Genomic DNA, 17,511 nt, shown 5'->3' with positions numbered 1-17,511 from the left:
CGAGCGTCAGCCGCGATCGGCCAGCAGGGCCTCGGTCGCGTCCCACAACCGTGCGGCGAGTTTTTCGTCGCGGGCATCCCTGCTGGGCTGAACAACCTTGCAGCCCTTGACGTATCGGCCGGTGAATTTGCCGGACTCCGTGGCGGTGGCGGTCCAGACCGCCGTCTCGGCGCCCTTCGCGACCTCGGCGGTGAACGGAGTCAGGAGCGTCCCGACCACCTGGTGACCGAACGGCCGATCCCTCCCGAGGGTGGTGCCGCGCACCGATCCCGGGTCGGCGCAATTGACGACGAGCCGGGCGGGATCGGACCGGTGCGCCAACGAGCGGGTGAACAGCGTCAGGGCGAGTTTGGAATTGTTGTACGCCCGCTGGCCGTGGAACGTGTCCTTGGCGCCGTCCAGGTCGTCGAGGACGAGGTGCCCGCCGCGGTGCCCGGACGAGCTGATGTCGACGATGCGCGCCGGATGCCGGTACCCGGCCGCGTCGGCGGTCGACGCCTGCGCCATCGCCGGAGCCAGCGCCGTCGCCAGCACGAACGGCGCGAGGTAGTTGACCGCGAACGTCGTTTCGATGCCGTCGACCGTCAGCTGACGGTGCCCCCTGTCGACCCCGGCATTGTTGATCAACACGTCGATCCGCGGAAACCGATGCAGCAGTTCCCCGGACAGCTTGCGGACCCGGTCGAGTGAGGACAGGTCCGCGAGCGCCGAGCACAGCCTGTCGCGATCGGTGCTCTCGGACAGATCGGCGATCGCGGCGTCGATCCTGTCCTGGTCCCGGCCGACGAGGACGACGGTGGCCCCGCGGCGTGCGAGTTGGCGGCAGGTCTCCAGGCCGAGCCCCGCAGTGGCACCGGTGACCACCATGGTGCGGCCTGCGAGATCGTTCGGTTCGGTCATGCTCGCCTCCCGAAATGCAGGTCTTCCGAGAGTAGGGCAATCCGGAGGGCGGCACCGTGGAACGAACAGCGGGGGCGGGGGCCGAGGAACCGAAACCGGCAAGGCAGCACCGCGGACCCCGCCCGTCCGCCTCAGCGCCGGTGCTCGTAGCCCAGCCAGGCCCGGCGGCGCTCACCCCGTGGGTCGTTCTCGACCCGGCTCGTGTCGTCGATGATGAGCGTCTCCCGGCGCTCGGGCGAATAGCGAGGCCAACCCGGTGCGGGCGTCCCGTACCGGGCGAAATGCAACCAGTGCGTCTGAACGGTGTCGATGACCGCCCGCAACCCGCGGCGGCCACCGAGCGCGGTCAGTGCCCGCGCCCACGGTCCGGTCAACCCGAACACCGCGTACAGCTCCGTCGCGTGGGTGGCGCCCAGTCCGAGGACCCGCAGCAACCGGGGTGCGAAGTCGTACCGGTAGCTGTAGGTCGGTGCGACCGTCGTGTGGCCCTGCGCACAGAGAACGGACGGTTCCCAGAACGTCACGTCGCCGCCGAGGTCCGCGGCCGCCCGGCGACCGGGATAGCCGGGGTACGCGGCGATGGCCCGTTCCTTCACGGACGGATCCACGTGCGAGAACATCTTGTCGATACGCGGCGGATCCGTAGGCAGGATGTTCAGAAACCGGGGAAAGACCCGGCCCTCGTGGCTGTTCGTGCCGATGATCAGGGGAATCGGATGTCCGGAACCGGACTCGAAACAATCCAGCGGATGGGTGGGCAGGAAGAATCCGTCGACGACGGGCGCGAACGCGCGGGTTCCCGGTTCCTCGTCGGCGCCCCGGCGCGCCAGGGTGGCGCCCGCCTCGACGAACTCCGCGGGATCCGCGGACTCGAGCCAGGCCGCGGCCTCGGACACCGGCACCGCGGCGATCTCGAGGAACTCGCGCGACCAGCGCGCGGCCCGCTCCGGGTGATACGCGGACGCGACGGGTGGGCTCTCGGCGATGGCGCGCGCGAACAGGCCCTTCGCGGCGGGGGTGGTCATCAGGGTGGTGACGGCGTTGGCGCCCGCGGATTCGCCGAAGAGGGTGACGTTGTCGGGGTCGCCGCCGAATTCGGCGATGTTGCGTTGCACCCATCCGAGTGCCGCGACCTGATCGCGGAGACCGAGGTTGGAGTCGAAAGGCCGTTCGGGGGTGGAGAACTGGGTGAAGTCGAGGTAGCCCAGCGACCCGAGGCGGTAATTGATGGACACGTACACGATGTCGCCGCCGCGGACCAGGCTGTGGCCGCCGTACAGCGACGAGGACGCGCTGCCCCCGGAGTAGGCGCCGCCGTGGATGAACACCATCACCGGTCGCGGTGCTGCCGATTCCGACGCCGGAGCGAGCACGTTGAGGGTCAGACAATCCTCGTGGGAATCCCCACTCGGCTGCGGCGCGGGCGGTCCGAAATGGAACGTCCGCCGGACATCCGACCACGGCTCGACCGGTTGCGGGGCCCGCAACCGCAGAGGCCCGACGGGGGGAGCGGCGTAGGGGATGCCCCGCCACGCGATCAGGTCGTCGATCCGGCGCCCTCCGACGGCGCCGGCCTCGGTGTCGATCTCGAGACGGCTCACAGGCCCTGCCCGTAATAGCCTTCGTACCCCTCCCAGGCCAGCCTGCGCTCGCGGCGCGGGTCGTCCTGGACGGTGGTGACGGTGTCGAACACGAGTGTTGCCCTCCGGTCTGTGTCGTACAGGGGCCACGACGCCAACGGTGCTCCCTGCGAAGCGAAGTGCAGCCAGTGGCGCTGCACGGTATCCGTCACGTCCCTCAGTCCGCGTCGCCCACCCGGGAGGGTGAGGCCGCGGCCGATCAGGCTGTCCGCGATGTCGAACACGGCGAACAACTCGAAACCGTGCGTGGCGTCGAGGCCGAGCCACTTCATCGCGCGCGGCGCGAAGTCGAAACGGTAACTGTAGGTGGGGGCATACACGGAATGCGCCTGGGCCAGTTCGATCGACGGCTTCCAGAACGTCAGGTCGCCGCCCAGATCGACCGCCGCGTCCGGTGCCGGATAGCCCGGGTACGCCGCGGTGACGCGGGCCTCGGCGGCCGGGTCGGTGAGCGCGAACATCCGTCCGATCCGGTCGGGGTCGGTCGGCAGGGCGTCCAGCACCTTCGGGAACAGGGTGCCCTCCCGGGCGTTGGTGCCGATGATCAGCGGAACCCGGTGCGCCGAGCCGTCGGCGAACGCGTCGAGCGGCGGTTCGGGCAGGAAGTCGCCGTCGATGACGGGTCCGAACGGGTGCAGTCCCGGCGTCTCCGACAGCACCTTGGCGGCGAGGCGGTTACCGGCCCGGCCCAGCGCGCCGACGGGTGACGAACCGAGTGCGTCTGCGGCAGTGCCGGATTCGGCCCCGAGCAGCGTGATGTAGTCGGACGCCCAGCGGGCCGCCCGCTCCGCCGTGGTGACCAGTCCGGGGGCGGAACTCTCTGAGATGGCCCGCGCGAACAGGCCCTTCGCGGCGGGGGTGGTCATCAGGGTGGTGACGGCGTTGGCGCCCGCGGATTCGCCGAAGAGGGTGACGTTGTCGGGGTCGCCGCCGAATTCGGCGATGTTGCGTTGCACCCATCCGAGTGCCGCGACCTGATCGCGGAGACCGAGGTTGGAGTCGAAAGGCCGTTCGGGGGTGGAGAACTGGGTGAAGTCGAGGTAGCCCAGCGACCCGAGGCGGTAGTTGATCGACACGTACACCACGTCGCCGCGCCGCACGAGAGACTCGCCCCCGTACAGGGCGGTCGCCGACATCCCGAGCGTGTACGCGCCGCCGTGGATGAACACCATCACCGGCCGCGCCCCGGACGTGCCGGGGGTGGCCAGCACGTTGAGCGTCAGGCAGTTCTCGCTGCTCGGCTGATATTTGCCCGGCCGCAGCGCGGTGAACTTCTTGTGCTGGACTGCGGCGTCACCGAACTCGGTGGCGTCGAGCTCATCGGACCACGGCGCGACCGGCTGGGGTGCGCGCAACCGCAGCGGGCCGACCGGGGGAGCCGCGTACGGAATTCCCCGCCACGCGATCAGGTCGCCGATACGCCGGCCGCGGACCGCCCCGTCGGCCGTCCTCACCAGTGTGTCGGTCGTGAGAGTGTCAGACGCCATGTCGGCGACTATACGGAGACCGGACGAGCGGGCGCCCCTTCCGCCCGGTCAGCGCCTCGCCTCGAGCAGTCGCAGCCACACCTCGCTCACCGTCGGGTACGACGGGACCGCGTGCCACAGTGCGTCGAGCGGCACCTTCCCGACCAGCGCGACGGTGGCCGCGTGGATGAGTTCGCCCACATCGGTGCCCGCGAACGTCGCCCCGACCAGGGTGTCGGTGGCCCGGTCGATCACCAGCTTGGCGTGTCCGCTGAAATCGTCGCGGGCCAGCGACGAACCGGCGACGGCGATGTCGACCTCCAGGGTCTCGACATCCACGCCCGCGTCGCGCGCCTCCTGCTCGGTGATCCCGACGGCCGAGACCTCCGGGTCGGCGAACACCACCTGCGGAACCTGTCCGTGGTCGGCCGTCGCGCGGAACCGGGACCCGTCGAGCGGTCTGCCCTCGGCGCGGGCGGCGATCACGTCGCCGCAGACGCGGCCCTGGTACTTGCCCATGTGGGTGAGCAGTGCGCGACCGTTGGCGTCTCCGACGGCGTACAACCACCCGTCCGCCGTCGTGAGATGGTCGTCGGTCTCGAGGTATCCGTGGGAGTTCAGCAGTCGCTCATCGAGCCCGAGTGCGGCGGTCGCGGGGGTGCGCCCGGTGGCCACGACGATCTCGTCGGCGACGAGGGGATCCCGGCCCGCCACGTCCAGGGTCACCGGTCCGCCGTGAATGCGGCCGATGCCGGTGTCCCGCGCATCGGGCCGTTCGACCCCGCGGAGATCCGCCCCGAACAGGATCCGCGCACCCTTCTTCTCCAGTGACCGGGCCACCAGTTCGCCGGCGAACGGTTCATTCTTCGGGAGCAGCGCGCGGCCGCGCACCACCATCGTCAGTTCCTCCACGCCGAGGTCCAGCAGCCACGTCGCGCTCTCGCACGCCACCACGCCGCCGCCGATCACCACGGCACGGCGCGGGATCTCCCTCAGATTGGTGGCGTCCCGCGAGATCCACGGCAACGCCGCGCGCAGGCCGGGGGTGCCGGGGACCGCCGCTGTCGTTCCGGTCGCGACGACGACCGCGTGCCGGGCATGCAGTTCCCGGGTTCCGCCGACCGTCACCGAGCGCTCGCCGGTGATGCGCGCGGAACCGCGGATGACGTCGATGCCCTGGGAGTCGGCCCACATCACCTGAGACGAGTCGTCGTGGTTGTTGGTGAACGAGTCGCGCCGTGCCAGCACGGCATCGACGTCGAGTGCGCCGGCGGACACCCCGGGCATGTTGCGCGCCGCACCGAGGACCTCGCCGGGTCGCAGCAGCGCCTTGCTGGGCATGCAGGCCCAGTAGGAGCATTCGCCGCCGACGAGTTCGTGTTCGATCAGCGCCACGGTCCGGTCGCTGCCGGCGATCGCGTAACTCGCCGCGTTCTCACCCGCAGGGCCGCCCCCGATCACGATGACATCGAACTCTTCCGCGCTGCTCCCCGAGTCAGTCATGCCTGTAACGGTAAGCCGGTCGGGTGCCGGATGTCAGAGCTTCCGGCGTGCCCCTCGCGTTGTTACCCGCGGGTAGATACTGTGGCGGAATGACACGTCGGAAGATCCTGATCACCGGCGCCAGCTCGGGGCTCGGTGAGGAGATGGCGCGTCGGTTCGCGGCCCAGGGACGGGACCTCGCGCTGTGTGCGCGGCGCCTCGACCGGCTCGAATCGCTGAGAGACGAATTGCAGGCGGCGCACCCTGGAATCGTCGTCGCCGTCCGCGAACTCGACGTCACCGACCACGACGCCGTCGTCCGGGTCTTCGGTGCACTGCGCGACGAACTGAACGGACTCGACCGCGTGATCGTCAACGCCGGACTCGGCAAGGGCGCCAAGATCGGTACGGGCCGGGCCGACGCCAATCTCGCCACCGCGCGCACCAACTTCGTCGGTGCGCTGTCCCAGTGCGAGGCCGCCCTCGCGATCTTCCGCGAACAGAACTCCGGCCACCTCGTGCTGGTGTCCTCGATCAGCGCCGATCGGGGACTGCCCGGACCGAAGGCGGCGTATTCCGCGAGCAAGGCGGGAGTGTCGGCCCTCGGCGAGGCGCTGACCGCGGAACTCGTGAAGAGTCCGGTCGCGGTGACCACCCTGCTGCCCGGGTACATCGCCACCGACATGTCGGGCCGGGCCGGCGACAGCGCCACGTTGACGGCAACCCTGGACGAGGGCGTCGACGCGATGGTCGCGGCCATCGAGAAGGAGACGAACCGCGCCGCGCTCCCAGGCATCCGGTGGCGAGGAATCGACCTCGCATTGCGGTTCCTTCCTCATGCATGGACCTCCCGCTTCGTGTAGGACTGACCTATGACGACCGCCCAGGAATCCTCGTCCCTCGGCCTGCAGCGTTCACGACCACGCGTCGTCATCATCGGCGGAGGATTCGGTGGTATCTACGCGGCCCGGCGGTTTCGCGACACGGACGTCGACGTCACCCTGCTCGATCGGGGTACCAGCCACGTCTTCCAGCCGCTGCTCTACCAATGCGCGACGGGTTTGCTGTCCGAGGGGGAGATCAGCAGTCCGCTGCGCCACCTGCTCCGCGGCAACCACAATGTCCACGTCGCCCTCGGCGAGGCGCGCGCGATCGACGCCCACCGTCGGGTCCTGACCGCCAGCCGATTCGACGGGTCCACGTTCGACCTCCCCTACGACTACCTGATCGTCGCGGCGGGCATGCGGCAGTCGTACCACGGGCACGACGAGTACATCCAGTGGGCGCCGGGAATGAAGACCCTCGACGACGCGCTCGCCATCCGGCGAAAACTGATCTCCGCCTTCGAGATGGCCGAATCGCTGCCCACCGCGGAGGAGCGCCGACCGTGGCTGACGTTCGCCGTTGCCGGCGGCGGGCCGACCGGAGTCGAATTGGCGGGCCAGATCCGGGAACTCGCGATGCACGCCCTCGCCAACGAATTCCAGTCCATCGACCCCTGCGAGGCGCGGGTGCTGCTGTTCCACGGCGGCGATCGCGTCCTTCCGTCGTTCAACCGGAAGCTGTCGGCGGCCGCGCAGCGCACCCTCGACAAGGTCGGCGTCGAAACGCACCTCGGTGTGCACGTCACCGACGTCTGCGAGACCAGCATCGAGACGACGGCCAAGAACGCGGCCCACACCAAGAAGCGGTACGGGGCCCGCACGATCCTGTGGACCGCGGGCGTCGAGGCCGTGCCGTTCGCCGCGGTTCTCGCGGATGCGTTGGGCGTGAAGCAGGTTCAGAGTGGGCGCATCGCCGTCGAAGCCGATCTGACCGTGCCCGGTCACCCCAATGTGTGGGTGGTCGGCGACCTGATGTCGCTGAACGAGCTCCCCGGCGTGGCCGAGGTCGCGATGCAGGGCGGCAGGCACGCCGCAGGGTGCATCGCCCGCATCGTCACCGGTGGGATGACCGACCGCAAACCCTTCAAATACCGCGACCTGGGGAGCGCGGCCTACATCGCCCGCAGGCATGCGCTGCTCCAGGCCGGTCCGATCCGGATGTCCGGGTTCCTGGGCTGGGTGTTCTGGGGTGCTATCCACATCGCGTTCCTCGCCGGGTACCGCAACCGGTTCGGCACCCTGCTCAACTGGGGCGTCACGCTGGCGTCGAAGACTCGCCGGGAGCGGGCCATCACCTACGGGGATCCGGAGTCGGCGCGGCAGCCGTACACCGATCTCACGTCAGGGTCGTAGCCCTCACCAGCCCCGCGCGGTGAGCCCGTACCCGGCGAGGACGTTCTCCGCCCGCTCGCGGAGCGCCGCGCGTCCCGGACTGTCCAGGGACTCCAGCGCGAGCGTGTAGCGGCCTCCGAAGACACTGAGGTAGGCGGACAGCCGGGTGCGGCTGGTCACGACACCCGGGTGCACGGCGCGGGTGACGATTCCGGTGGCCCGGTGACCGCCCACCGACGCGAGCGCTTCGGGGAGCGGCCCGACGTTGGAACACAACACGTCGCGCTCGCCGGGGTTGCCGGTCAGAGCGTGCGCCACCCGGTCGGGGACCAGTTGCAGCATTTCCTCCGGGAAGCCGGCGGGACTGGTCATCGTGGGTGCGGCGAACGCCGCCCGGCTCGCCGCCCGCACGTCGGCGACCGTGTCCCGCGGGGACACGTCCACCTCGACCATCGCGACGGAGTTGGCGGTGCCCGGCGCGTGGTCGCGGCCGCGGAGATCCATCGGCACGCTGATGGTGAGCGGCCGGGATTCGCCGTCTCGCCGCGCCACCTCGGCCACCACGGCCAGGAACAGGCTGTTGGGGGTGCCGCCTGCCCGATCGGCGGCGGCGTCCCACCGGTCTGCGTCCACGTCCAGCACCGCCGACACAGGTGAGTGGCAATGTGTGCCGGGGGACGCATTCCCACTCACGTGCAGGAAGCGGCGCAGTTCGGCGCGGCGGCTCCCGCTCACCGCGAGACCGGCGACCGCACGCGCCGTCCCCTCCGTCACGCGGCGGGCGAGCCGGGTCGCGTCCCACATGTCCGCGACGGTTCCGGCGCCACCTCCGGGATCCGGCGGTTGCCCGCCCTGCAGCGCAGCTTCGATGGCCGCCGCCAGACCCCGCGCGTCCGCGATCACATGCGAACACACCAGCGACAGCACCGTGCCGCCGTCCGCCGGTCGTGCGCAGGCCAGACGCCAGCCGGGACCACGCTCGGGGTCCACCCGCAGCGCACCCTGCTCGTCCGCCCATGCGAGAACCGCCCGGCCCTCGATCTCGGAATATTCGACGGGAAAGGCGTCGGAACTGGGCTCGAACCTGGGCCGCGCGCCGGGGATCCGCGGACGCACCACCCGCCGGCCCAGTGGCCCACGGGCGAGTTCCGCGGTCAGCTCGTCGAGGGCCGCGGCCGCCACCCGGCCGTCGGTGCGCCACAGTCCCTGCATCACGATCGGCGTTCCGAACCCCCGGTGGGTGCGCAGGAACATCTCGTCGACGACGCTCAATCGGGCGCTCACCAGCGAAGTGTACGACCGGGCGGGACCGTCGCGGCACGCCGGCCTCTGGACAACCAGCGCATACTGGAACTGCAGCGCTGTTCGGACCGCACACGGAGAACACCATGGTTAGCGTCGAGAAATGGAAGGTGTGGGGTTCCGTCGTGGAGGTCGACGTCACCGAGGGCGCCGCCCTTCCGGAGGCCGCGGCGTTGATCGCGGCCGTCATCGACGAGGCCGAATCGGTCTGCGACATCCACCGCGGCGACGCCGAGATCCATGCGGTCAACCTTTCGCAGGGCGCCCCGGTGAAGGTCAGCAGGCGAATGTCGGCACTGCTGCGTTCGGCACTGTGGGCCGCGCGGATGACGGACGGTGTGGTGAATCCGCTCGCCACCGAATCCGCCGACGAGGACCTGATCCCCACCGTGCATCCGGCGCCCAGTTTCCTCGACGTCCAGATCGACGACGACGTCGTGTTCGCGCCGTGGGGTGCGTCGTTCGACATCACCGACACCGCGAAGGCCGACACCGTGGATCGGGCGGCGGAACTGGTGGCCCGGCAACTCGAGTGCGGGGCCGCCGTGCGTATCGGCGACGTCGTCGCGACGGCAGGCCACTGCCCGGCGGGCGGTTGGCAGATCCCGGTGCCCGGCGACGGCGAGGTGGAGTTGGTGAACGGGACCGCGATGGCGACGGCGTTCGGGCCGCCGCTCACCGAACCGCCCACCGTCACCGAATGGGAGACGGTGACGGTGATCGCCGACGACGCGCTCTGGGCGTACGCGGCCAGCATCGCCGCCCTGTCCCGGGGGATCGGTGCGATCCGGTGGATCGAGCAGCACGAACTGCGTGCCCGGCTGGTGGATCGTTCGGGCCGGGTCTACACCACCGAGAGCTGGTGAATCAGGCCCGTCCGCGCTGACGGCGGTACCAGCGCACCAGACTGTCCGTCGACGAATCGCTCTGCGCGGCGGGTTCATCCGCTGCGGTCAGTACCGGCTGCAGCTCGACGGCCTGGGTCTTGCCGAGCTCCACGCCCCACTGGTCGAACGAGTCGATGCCCCACACCACGCCCTCGACGAACACCTGGTGCTCGTACAGGGCGATCAGCTGTCCGATCACCGACGGCGTGAGCTTGGGCGCGAGGATCGTGGTGGACGGCCGGTTGCCGGGCATCACCTTGTGCGGCACCAGATGCTCGGGTGTGCCCTCGGCGGCGATCTCCTCGGCCGTCTTCCCGAACGCCAGGACCTTCGTCTGGGCGAAGAAGTTGCTCATCAGCAGATCGTGCATGCTGCCCGTGCCGTCGGCGGTGGGCAGGTCGTCGGTGGGCTCGCCGAAACCGATGAAGTCGGAGGGGACGAGCCGGGTGCCCTGGTGCAGGAGTTGGTAGAAGGCGTGCTGGCCGTTGGTTCCCGGTTCGCCCCAGAAGATCTCACCCGTGGACGTGGGGACGGGGGAGCCGTCGGCGCGTACCGACTTTCCGTTCGACTCCATCGTCAGCTGCTGCAGGTATGCCGGGAATCGCACCAGGTCGTTGGAATACGGTAGTACCGCACGGGATTCGGCGCCGAAGAAGTTCGAGTACCACAGCCCGATCAGCCCGAGCAGGACCGGCGCGTTCTCCTCGAGCGGCGCGGTCCGGAAATGCTCGTCCACGGCATGGAACCCGGCGAGGAACTCCGCGAACCGCTCCCGGCCGATGGCCGCCATCACCGACAGTCCGATGGCGGAATCGACCGAGTACCGGCCGCCCACCCAATCCCAGAACCCGAACATGTTGGCGGTGTCGATGCCGAACTCCGCCACCCGATCCGCGTGCGTCGAGACGGCGACGAAATGCTTTGCGACGGCTTCGTTTCCGAGGCCGAGACCGGCGAGCAGCCACCGCCGCGCGGCGGTCGCGTTGGTGAGCGTCTCGAGCGTCGAGAACGTCTTGGACGCCACGATGAACAGGGTGGTGGCCGGGTCGAGGCCCTGCAAGCTGCGCACCAGGTCGGAGGGGTCGACGTTGGAGATGAACCGGACGCTGATACCGGCGTCGGCGTAGTGCCGCAGCGCGCGGTACACCATGACCGGTCCCAGGTCCGAGCCGCCGATGCCGATGTTGACGACGGTCTTGATTCGCTCGCCCGTGGCGCCGCGCCATTCGCCGGAACGCACGCGATCAGTGAAGTCGCCCATGCGATCGAGGACGTCGTGGACGTCCGCCACCACGCCCTGCCCGTCGACCACCAGGGACGCGTCGGCGGGCAGCCTCAGCGCGGTGTGGAGGACAGCGCGGTCTTCCGACGTGTTGATGTGCTCGCCCGCGAACATCGCGTCGCGGCGTGCCTCCACGTCCGCGGTGCGCGCCAGTTCGAGGAGCAATCCGAGGGCGTCGCGGTCGAGGCGGTGCTTGCTGTAGTCGATGTACAGATCGCCGGCGGAGACGGTGAGTTCCTGGCCGCGCGCCGGGTCCTTCTCGAAGAGTTCTCGAAGATGGACCGACTGAATTTGAGCGTGATGATCACGCAATTTCTGCCAGGCAGCGGTTCCGGTGATGTCTGAGCTCACGAGATTTGAGCTTAATGCCCGCGCGTCGAAACTTCCGTGTGAACTTCGGTGCGGCGCATGATGGACGTCATGGATGCTGTCGAACTCATACGAACCGTCCCCACCACCCTCTTCCTCGGCGGCGAGAAGTGCGAGGCCGAGAACGGCGCCACGTTCACCGTTTTCGACCCGGCCACCGGTGACGCCCTCACCGAGGTCTCCGACGCAAGCCCTGCCGACGCGATGAAAGCGCTCGACGCCGCGGTCGCGGCAGCGGGCGAGTGGGCGGCGACTCCGGCGCGGGAGCGGGGCGAACTGCTGCGCGCGGTGTTCGAGAAGCTCACCGCGCGGGCCGACGACTTCGCCCTGCTGATGACGCTGGAGATGGGCAAGGCGCTGCCGGAGAGCGCGGCGGAGGTGAAATACGGCGCCGAATTCTTCCGGTGGTTCAGCGAGGAAGCCGTGCGTATCGCCGGCCGCTACACACCGGCTCCCGCGGGCAACGGACGCATTCTCGTCACCAAGCAACCCGTCGGGCCATGTCTGGCGATCACGCCGTGGAACTTCCCGCTCGCGATGGGCACCCGCAAGATCGGGCCCGCTCTGGCTGCCGGCTGCACGATGATCGTCAAACCCGCCTCCGAGACCCCGCTGACGATGCTGCTGCTCGCCGACGTCATGGCGGACGCGGGACTGCCGAAGGGCGTGCTGTCGGTGCTGCCGACGTCGAAGTCGGGGGAGGTGACCGGTCCGCTCCTCGACGACCCGCGACTGCGGAAGCTCACGTTCACCGGCTCGACCGGCGTCGGACGGATGCTCGTCGAGAAGTCGGCGAAGGGGCTGCTGCGCACCTCCATGGAACTCGGCGGAAACGCGCCCTTCGTCGTGTTCGACGACGCGGACGTCGACAAGGCGGTGGCGGGCGCCGTCCTCGCGAAGATGCGCAACGGCGGCGAGGCCTGCACCGCGGCCAACCGTTTCCACGTCGCGAACAGCGTGCGCGAGGAATTCACCGCCAAGCTCGTCGACAAGCTGTCGTCGTACACACTCGGCCCCGGCACGGACCCCGACACGACGCTCGGCCCGCTGATCAACGCGGATCAACTCGAGAAGGTCGGGGAACTCGTGCAGGACGCCGTCGGCGCGGGCGCCCGGGTGCGGCTCGGCGGCGTCGCACCGGAAGGTCCGGGCTACTTCTACCCGGCGACGGTGCTGGACGAGATCCCCGCCCAGGCCCGGATCCTGAAAGAGGAAGTGTTCGGACCGGTGGTCGCGATCGCCGGCTTCGACACCGAGGAGGAGGGAATCGCCGCGGCCAACGACACCGAGTTCGGTCTGGCGTCGTACATCTTCACAAGAGATCTGGATCGTGCCCTCCGCGTCGCCGACGCCATCGAGTCGGGGATGGTCGGCGTCAACCGCGGGGTCATCTCTGACACCGCTGCCCCCTTCGGCGGCGTCAAAGCATCAGGCTTCGGGCGCGAAGGGGGCAGTGAAGGCATCGAGGAGTACCTGGACACCAAATACGTGGCACTCGAGCCGTAACGACCGCCGTCGGTGAACGGGCGGGCCAACTCGGTGACCCGAGGACGAACTCGGTGAACGAGGACGAACTCAGTGACCGAGGCGGCCGCGCCCGAGGCGCAGCAGCAGCATGGCGAGCGTGTGGCCTTCCTGGCCGAGCTCGTTGAACCGCTCGAGCACCTTCATCTCACGGCTGTGGACGAGGCGGGGACCGCCGGACGCCATCCGGGTGCGGCCGATGAGCTGTGAGACCTCCGCGCGGCGCTTGATGGCGGCGAGAATCTCGGCGTCGAGCTTGTCGATCTCCTGGCGGAGTACCTCGATCTCGGCCTCGCTGGTGGGAACAGCGGTGTCCTTGGCGGCTGATGCGACGGTCTGAGTGCTCATTGGTTCGTCTCCCTCTTGTCAGATACTTGGATCGTTGTTAAGGCTCGAGTCGTTACCGATCCAGGCTCGTTTGACGAAAAAAGCCCCGGATCCGGTGCGGACCTCGGGGCTCGTGAGCTGTTCAGATCACGGGCACCGGAGGCCGGTACCCGTAAAGAAATCGCCACAGGGGGCGCGACGACGGTCTGAACATGTGTACCAGTTTGCCATGGCGGTACCGCGCAGGCCAAGCGACTGTGACGCTGTCGGTACACGCCGGTAAGTTTGATAGGCGATGAACACTATCTCCGGCACGGCTTCTCCCACGAGCGTCGAGACCACTCCGCGCGCCGCCACTCCCGCCCGCGCAGGGTCCGACGACCTCCTCCAGGGCCTCAACCCACAGCAGCGGGAAGCGGTCGTGCACGCCGGTTCTCCGCTGCTGATCGTCGCGGGTGCAGGCTCGGGCAAGACGGCGGTGCTCACCCGGCGCATCGCCTATCTGCTGGCAGAGCGGGGGGTGATGCCCGGTCAGATCCTGGCCATCACGTTCACCAACAAGGCCGCGGCGGAGATGCGGGAGCGGGTCGCCCACCTCGTCGGGCCGCGCGCCAACAGCATGTGGGTGTCCACGTTCCACTCGAGCTGCGTGCGGATCCTGCGGGCGCAGGCGGCGCTGCTGCCCGGTCTCAACTCGAACTTCTCCATCTACGACGCGGACGATTCGCGGCGCCTGCTGACGATGATCGCCAAGGATCTGGACATCGACACCAAGCGCTACTCGGCGCGACTGCTCGCCACCCACATCTCCAATCTCAAGAACGAACTCGTCGATCCGGAGCAGGCGAGCGCCGACGCCGACAAGGATCCGGCGGAACTGCCGAGACTGATCGCCAAGGTGTACGGGCACTACCAGCAGCGGCTGCGTTCGGCGAACGCACTGGACTTCGACGACCTGATCGGCGAGACGGTCGCGATGCTGCAGGCGTTCCCGCAGGTGGCCGAGTACTACCGCCGCCGGTTCCGCCACGTGCTCGTCGACGAGTACCAGGACACGAACCACGCCCAGTACATGCTGGTACGTGAGCTGGTCGGCGGAACCGCGGACGGTGAGGACGCGGACCATCGGGTCGCCCCCGCCGAGCTGTGCGTGGTGGGCGACGCGGATCAGTCGATCTACGCGTTCCGCGGTGCCACGATCCGCAACATCGAGGAGTTCGAGCGCGACTACCCGGACGCCCGGACCATCCTGCTGGAGCAGAACTACCGCTCCACCCAGAACATCCTGTCGGCGGCCAACTCGGTGATCTCGAAGAACACCGGTCGTCGCGAGAAGCGGCTGTGGACCGACTCCGGCGAGGGCGAACTCATCACCGGCTACGTCGCGGACAACGAGCACGACGAGGCGTCGTTCGTGGCATCCGAGATCGACAAGCTCGTCGACTCCGGCGACACCAAGTTCGCCGACGTCGCAGTGTTCTACCGCACCAACAACTCGTCCCGCGCCCTGGAGGAGATCTTCATCCGGCTCGGCGTGCCGTACAAGGTCGTCGGCGGCGTGCGGTTCTACGAGCGCAAGGAGGTACGCGACGTCGTCGCGTACCTCCGGGTCCTCGCCAACGAGGACGACACCGTCAGCCTCCGCCGGATCCTCAACACCCCGCGCCGCGGCATCGGAGACCGCGCCGAGGCATGCGTGGCCGTGCACTCCGAACAGCGGGGCATCAGCTTCGCCGAGGCGCTGCGCGACGGTGGGGAGGGCCGGGTGCCGCTGCTGAACACCCGCTCCCAGAAGGCCATCGCGGCCTTCCTCGAGCTCATGGACGGACTGCGGGTCCTACTGCCACCCGAGACGACCGCCGACGACGTCGTGCCCGATCAGCTCGGCGACATCGGTGACGTCGTCGAGGCCGTCCTGGATCGGACGGGCTACCGCGCCGAGCTCGCGGCGAGCAGCGACCCGCAGGACGGGGCGCGACTCGACAACCTCAACGAACTCGTCAGCGTGGCCCGTGAGTTCAGCTCCGATGCGCGGAATGCGGCCGGACTCGTCGAACCGCCCGAGGACGGCGACGTCGACGCCCGCGACGGCGAGCCCGACCCCGGTTCCCTCGCCGCCTTCCTCGAACGGGTCTCCCTGGTCGCCGACTCCGATCAGCTGCCGGACAACGACGAGGGCGTCGTCACCCTGATGACCCTGCACACCGCAAAGGGGCTCGAGTTTCCCGTCGTCTTCGTCACCGGGTGGGAAGACGGCCAGTTCCCGCACATGCGGGCGCTCGGCGACCCCGCCGAGCTGTCGGAGGAGCGGCGGCTCGCGTACGTGGGCATCACTCGCGCCCGGCAGCGGCTGTACCTGACGCGCGCGGTCATGCGGTCGGCGTGGGGGCAGCCCATCCAGAACCCCGAGTCGCGTTTCCTGCAGGAGATTCCGTCGGACCTCCTGCACTGGCGTCGTGAGGACCCGGGACCGCGTATCGGTTCGGGCGGCGCGATCGGCGGCGGCCGGGCGCGGGGATCGGGGTACGGCGGTCAAGGCTTCGGCGGCGGCTCCGGGTACGGCGGCGGTTCGGCCGGCACCCCGAGTTTCGGTGCCGCGCGCTCCCGCAACAACAACCTGGTCCTCGCGGTCGGCGACCGGGTCAGCCACGACAAGTACGGCCTCGGCACGGTTCTCGAGACCAAGGGCGCAGGCCCGACGGCGACGGTCACGATCGACTTCGGCAGCGCGGGCAAGGTCCGGCTGATGCTGATCGGTGGCGTCCCGATGGTCAAGCTGTAGAGACACGAAAACGACTGCGGCGCATGCAATGGCATGCGCCGCAGTCGTATTTGTCCGGGTGATGCCGGGAGAGTTCCGGTCAGTCCATCTCGGGGCCGAGGCTGATGCCGCGGGAGGCCAGCCAGGGCAGGGGATCGATCTTGTTCTCGCCTGCGAGGTGAACCTCGAAATGCAGATGCGGTCCGGTGGAGAAGCCGCGGTTGCCGACGGTCGCGATCTGGTCGCCCGCCATGACCTTCTGGCCGACGGTGACGGTGGAGGTGTTGATGTGGCCGTAGACGGTGATGGTGCCGTCGGCGTGCTTGAGGCGGACCCACATGCCGAATCCGGACGCCGGACCCGAGTCGATGACCTCGCCGTCGGCGACGGCCACGATGGGGGTACCGATGGGGGCGGCGATGTCGACGCCCGCGTGCAGGGTGCCCCAGCGGGTTCCGAAGTTGGAGGTGAACGTTCCGACCGCGGGAAGGACGAACAGCGGACGACGGGCAGCGGCTTCGCGGGCGGCGCGCTCTTCGCTGAAACGCTGTCCCTTGGCGAGGAGGTTGCTGAACTGCGACAGGTCGGTCGGGTTCGCGATGTTGAGGACCTGCGGCGCGCTGGAGTCGGCCGCGGCGGTGTCGGCGACCGTGGAGAACTGCGCGGCCTGCGGCTCGGCGGTGGTTCCGATGGCGCTCGACTCGTCACTGGCGAGGGCGACCTCGGAGTGATCGGAGGAGCCGGAGGATCCGTTGGTGAATGCGGCCTGGCCGGCGGCGACTACGGCGCCCGCGGCGACAGCGAGGACTGCGGCACGGCCTTTGAGAGCGGAGGGGGGAGTCGGGATGCGGTGGGCTCCGCGGCGGGAGTGGGAGGGTGCGCCCTCGAAGGACTCGGAACCGCTGCGGGGGGTGAAGCCGGGGATCTCGGACTCGGTGTCGACGGTCTCGAAGCCGTTGGGGGCGTCGACGCTGTCGGGGGTGGAGCGGGGGGACTGCGAATTGCGGAAGAACATGCTCGAGATCTCAGAACTGTCGGTCTCGGGAGAACGCTCGACCGACCTTGGGGGATACGTGGGCGTGACTTCGTCCTTGTGACCCCGCAACTCGTCATCGTGGTGACTCACAAAACGGCTGGCCGTGAACTGGCTGCGATGGTGCATACGCCCGTCCGTCCTCCTGCTCGTGACCTGCCTGTGACTAAGACCTTGGCGACGGTAACGAAACGGTTGCGATGCGCGCAACCTGTAACGCGGAGGAACGGCTACATGTGACGGGCATCACAAACTGAGCTGGGGAAACGTCGGACCCGCCTTTCGTCTCGGTTCAATCTCGCACGCCGCGAGCGCGTGTCAC

13 protein-coding genes are annotated in these 17,511 nt (G+C 69.1%); 5 read left to right on the top strand and 8 right to left on the bottom strand.

Features of this window, described 5'->3' with window-relative positions:
• Positions 1 to 6: 6 nt before the first annotated feature.
• From ACFTWF_RS20200 to ACFTWF_RS20185, 4 genes are all read right to left on the bottom strand, one after another.
• Positions 7 to 900, bottom strand: a complete 894-nt coding sequence (locus tag ACFTWF_RS20200; protein WP_378462954.1) for an SDR family NAD(P)-dependent oxidoreductase — start codon at positions 898 to 900, stop codon at positions 7 to 9.
• 131 nt (positions 901 to 1,031) lie between these two features.
• Complete coding sequence (locus ACFTWF_RS20195) at positions 1,032 to 2,501, bottom strand: carboxylesterase/lipase family protein (RefSeq protein WP_378462953.1); 1,470 nt, start codon at positions 2,499 to 2,501, stop codon at positions 1,032 to 1,034.
• Positions 2,498 to 4,027, bottom strand: coding sequence for a carboxylesterase/lipase family protein (locus ACFTWF_RS20190; protein ID WP_378462952.1), 1,530 nt, complete (start codon positions 4,025 to 4,027; stop codon positions 2,498 to 2,500). The genes ACFTWF_RS20195 and ACFTWF_RS20190 overlap by 4 nt, the downstream gene beginning before the upstream one ends.
• A 48-nt stretch (positions 4,028 to 4,075) precedes the next feature.
• Entirely contained in the window at positions 4,076 to 5,509 is a 1,434-nt protein-coding gene (locus tag ACFTWF_RS20185; protein WP_378462951.1) for a dihydrolipoyl dehydrogenase family protein, read from the bottom strand.
• A gap of 89 nt (positions 5,510 to 5,598) precedes the next feature.
• Between ACFTWF_RS20185 and ACFTWF_RS20180 the strand changes: the two genes are divergently transcribed.
• Positions 5,599 to 6,351, top strand: a complete 753-nt coding sequence (locus ACFTWF_RS20180) for an SDR family oxidoreductase (protein ID WP_378462950.1) — start codon at positions 5,599 to 5,601, stop codon at positions 6,349 to 6,351.
• 9 nt (positions 6,352 to 6,360) lie between these two features.
• A complete protein-coding gene (locus ACFTWF_RS20175; protein ID WP_378462949.1) occupies positions 6,361 to 7,725 on the top strand; it encodes an NAD(P)/FAD-dependent oxidoreductase in 1,365 nt (454 codons plus the stop codon).
• A 3-nt stretch (positions 7,726 to 7,728) separates the two neighbouring features.
• Here ACFTWF_RS20175 and ACFTWF_RS20170 read toward each other — a convergent pair whose 3' ends face one another.
• Positions 7,729 to 8,988: a hypothetical protein gene (locus ACFTWF_RS20170; protein WP_378462948.1), complete on the bottom strand. Its 1,260-nt coding sequence runs from the start codon at positions 8,986 to 8,988 to the stop codon at positions 7,729 to 7,731.
• Between the two features lie 104 nt (positions 8,989 to 9,092).
• Between ACFTWF_RS20170 and ACFTWF_RS20165 the strand changes: the two genes are divergently transcribed.
• Complete coding sequence (locus ACFTWF_RS20165; protein WP_378462947.1) at positions 9,093 to 9,872, top strand: FAD:protein FMN transferase; 780 nt, start codon at positions 9,093 to 9,095, stop codon at positions 9,870 to 9,872.
• Between the two features lies 1 nt (position 9,873).
• Here ACFTWF_RS20165 and pgi read toward each other — a convergent pair whose 3' ends face one another.
• On the bottom strand, positions 9,874 to 11,526 hold the full coding sequence (pgi, locus tag ACFTWF_RS20160) for a glucose-6-phosphate isomerase (RefSeq protein WP_378462946.1): 1,653 nt from the start codon (positions 11,524 to 11,526) through the stop codon (positions 9,874 to 9,876).
• Positions 11,527 to 11,595: 69 nt separating this feature from the next.
• Here pgi and ACFTWF_RS20155 point away from each other — a divergent pair, with 69 nt between their 5' ends.
• The gene (locus tag ACFTWF_RS20155; RefSeq protein ID WP_378462945.1) at positions 11,596 to 13,050 is read left to right on the top strand and encodes an NAD-dependent succinate-semialdehyde dehydrogenase; all 1,455 of its coding nucleotides are present in this window, start codon (positions 11,596 to 11,598) and stop codon (positions 13,048 to 13,050) included.
• A gap of 69 nt (positions 13,051 to 13,119) precedes the next feature.
• Here ACFTWF_RS20155 and ACFTWF_RS20150 read toward each other — a convergent pair whose 3' ends face one another.
• Entirely contained in the window at positions 13,120 to 13,416 is a 297-nt protein-coding gene (locus ACFTWF_RS20150; RefSeq protein ID WP_185728282.1) for a chorismate mutase, read from the bottom strand.
• A 274-nt stretch (positions 13,417 to 13,690) separates the two neighbouring features.
• Between ACFTWF_RS20150 and pcrA the strand changes: the two genes are divergently transcribed.
• Positions 13,691 to 16,177, top strand: coding sequence for a DNA helicase PcrA (gene pcrA, locus ACFTWF_RS20145; RefSeq protein WP_378462944.1), 2,487 nt, complete (start codon positions 13,691 to 13,693; stop codon positions 16,175 to 16,177).
• Positions 16,178 to 16,256: 79 nt separating this feature from the next.
• Here the strand turns inward: pcrA and ACFTWF_RS20140 are convergent, their stop codons facing one another.
• On the bottom strand, positions 16,257 to 17,318 hold the full coding sequence (locus ACFTWF_RS20140) for a M23 family metallopeptidase (RefSeq protein WP_378462943.1): 1,062 nt from the start codon (positions 17,316 to 17,318) through the stop codon (positions 16,257 to 16,259).
• Positions 17,319 to 17,511 lie beyond the last annotated feature (193 nt).

The organism is Rhodococcus sp. NPDC056960 (assembly GCF_042674125.1).
Lineage (GTDB): Bacteria > Actinomycetota > Actinomycetes > Mycobacteriales > Mycobacteriaceae > Rhodococcus_F.
The sequence above is the reverse complement of the archived record's forward strand: the minus strand, read 5'-3'. Positions and strand labels throughout refer to the sequence as shown.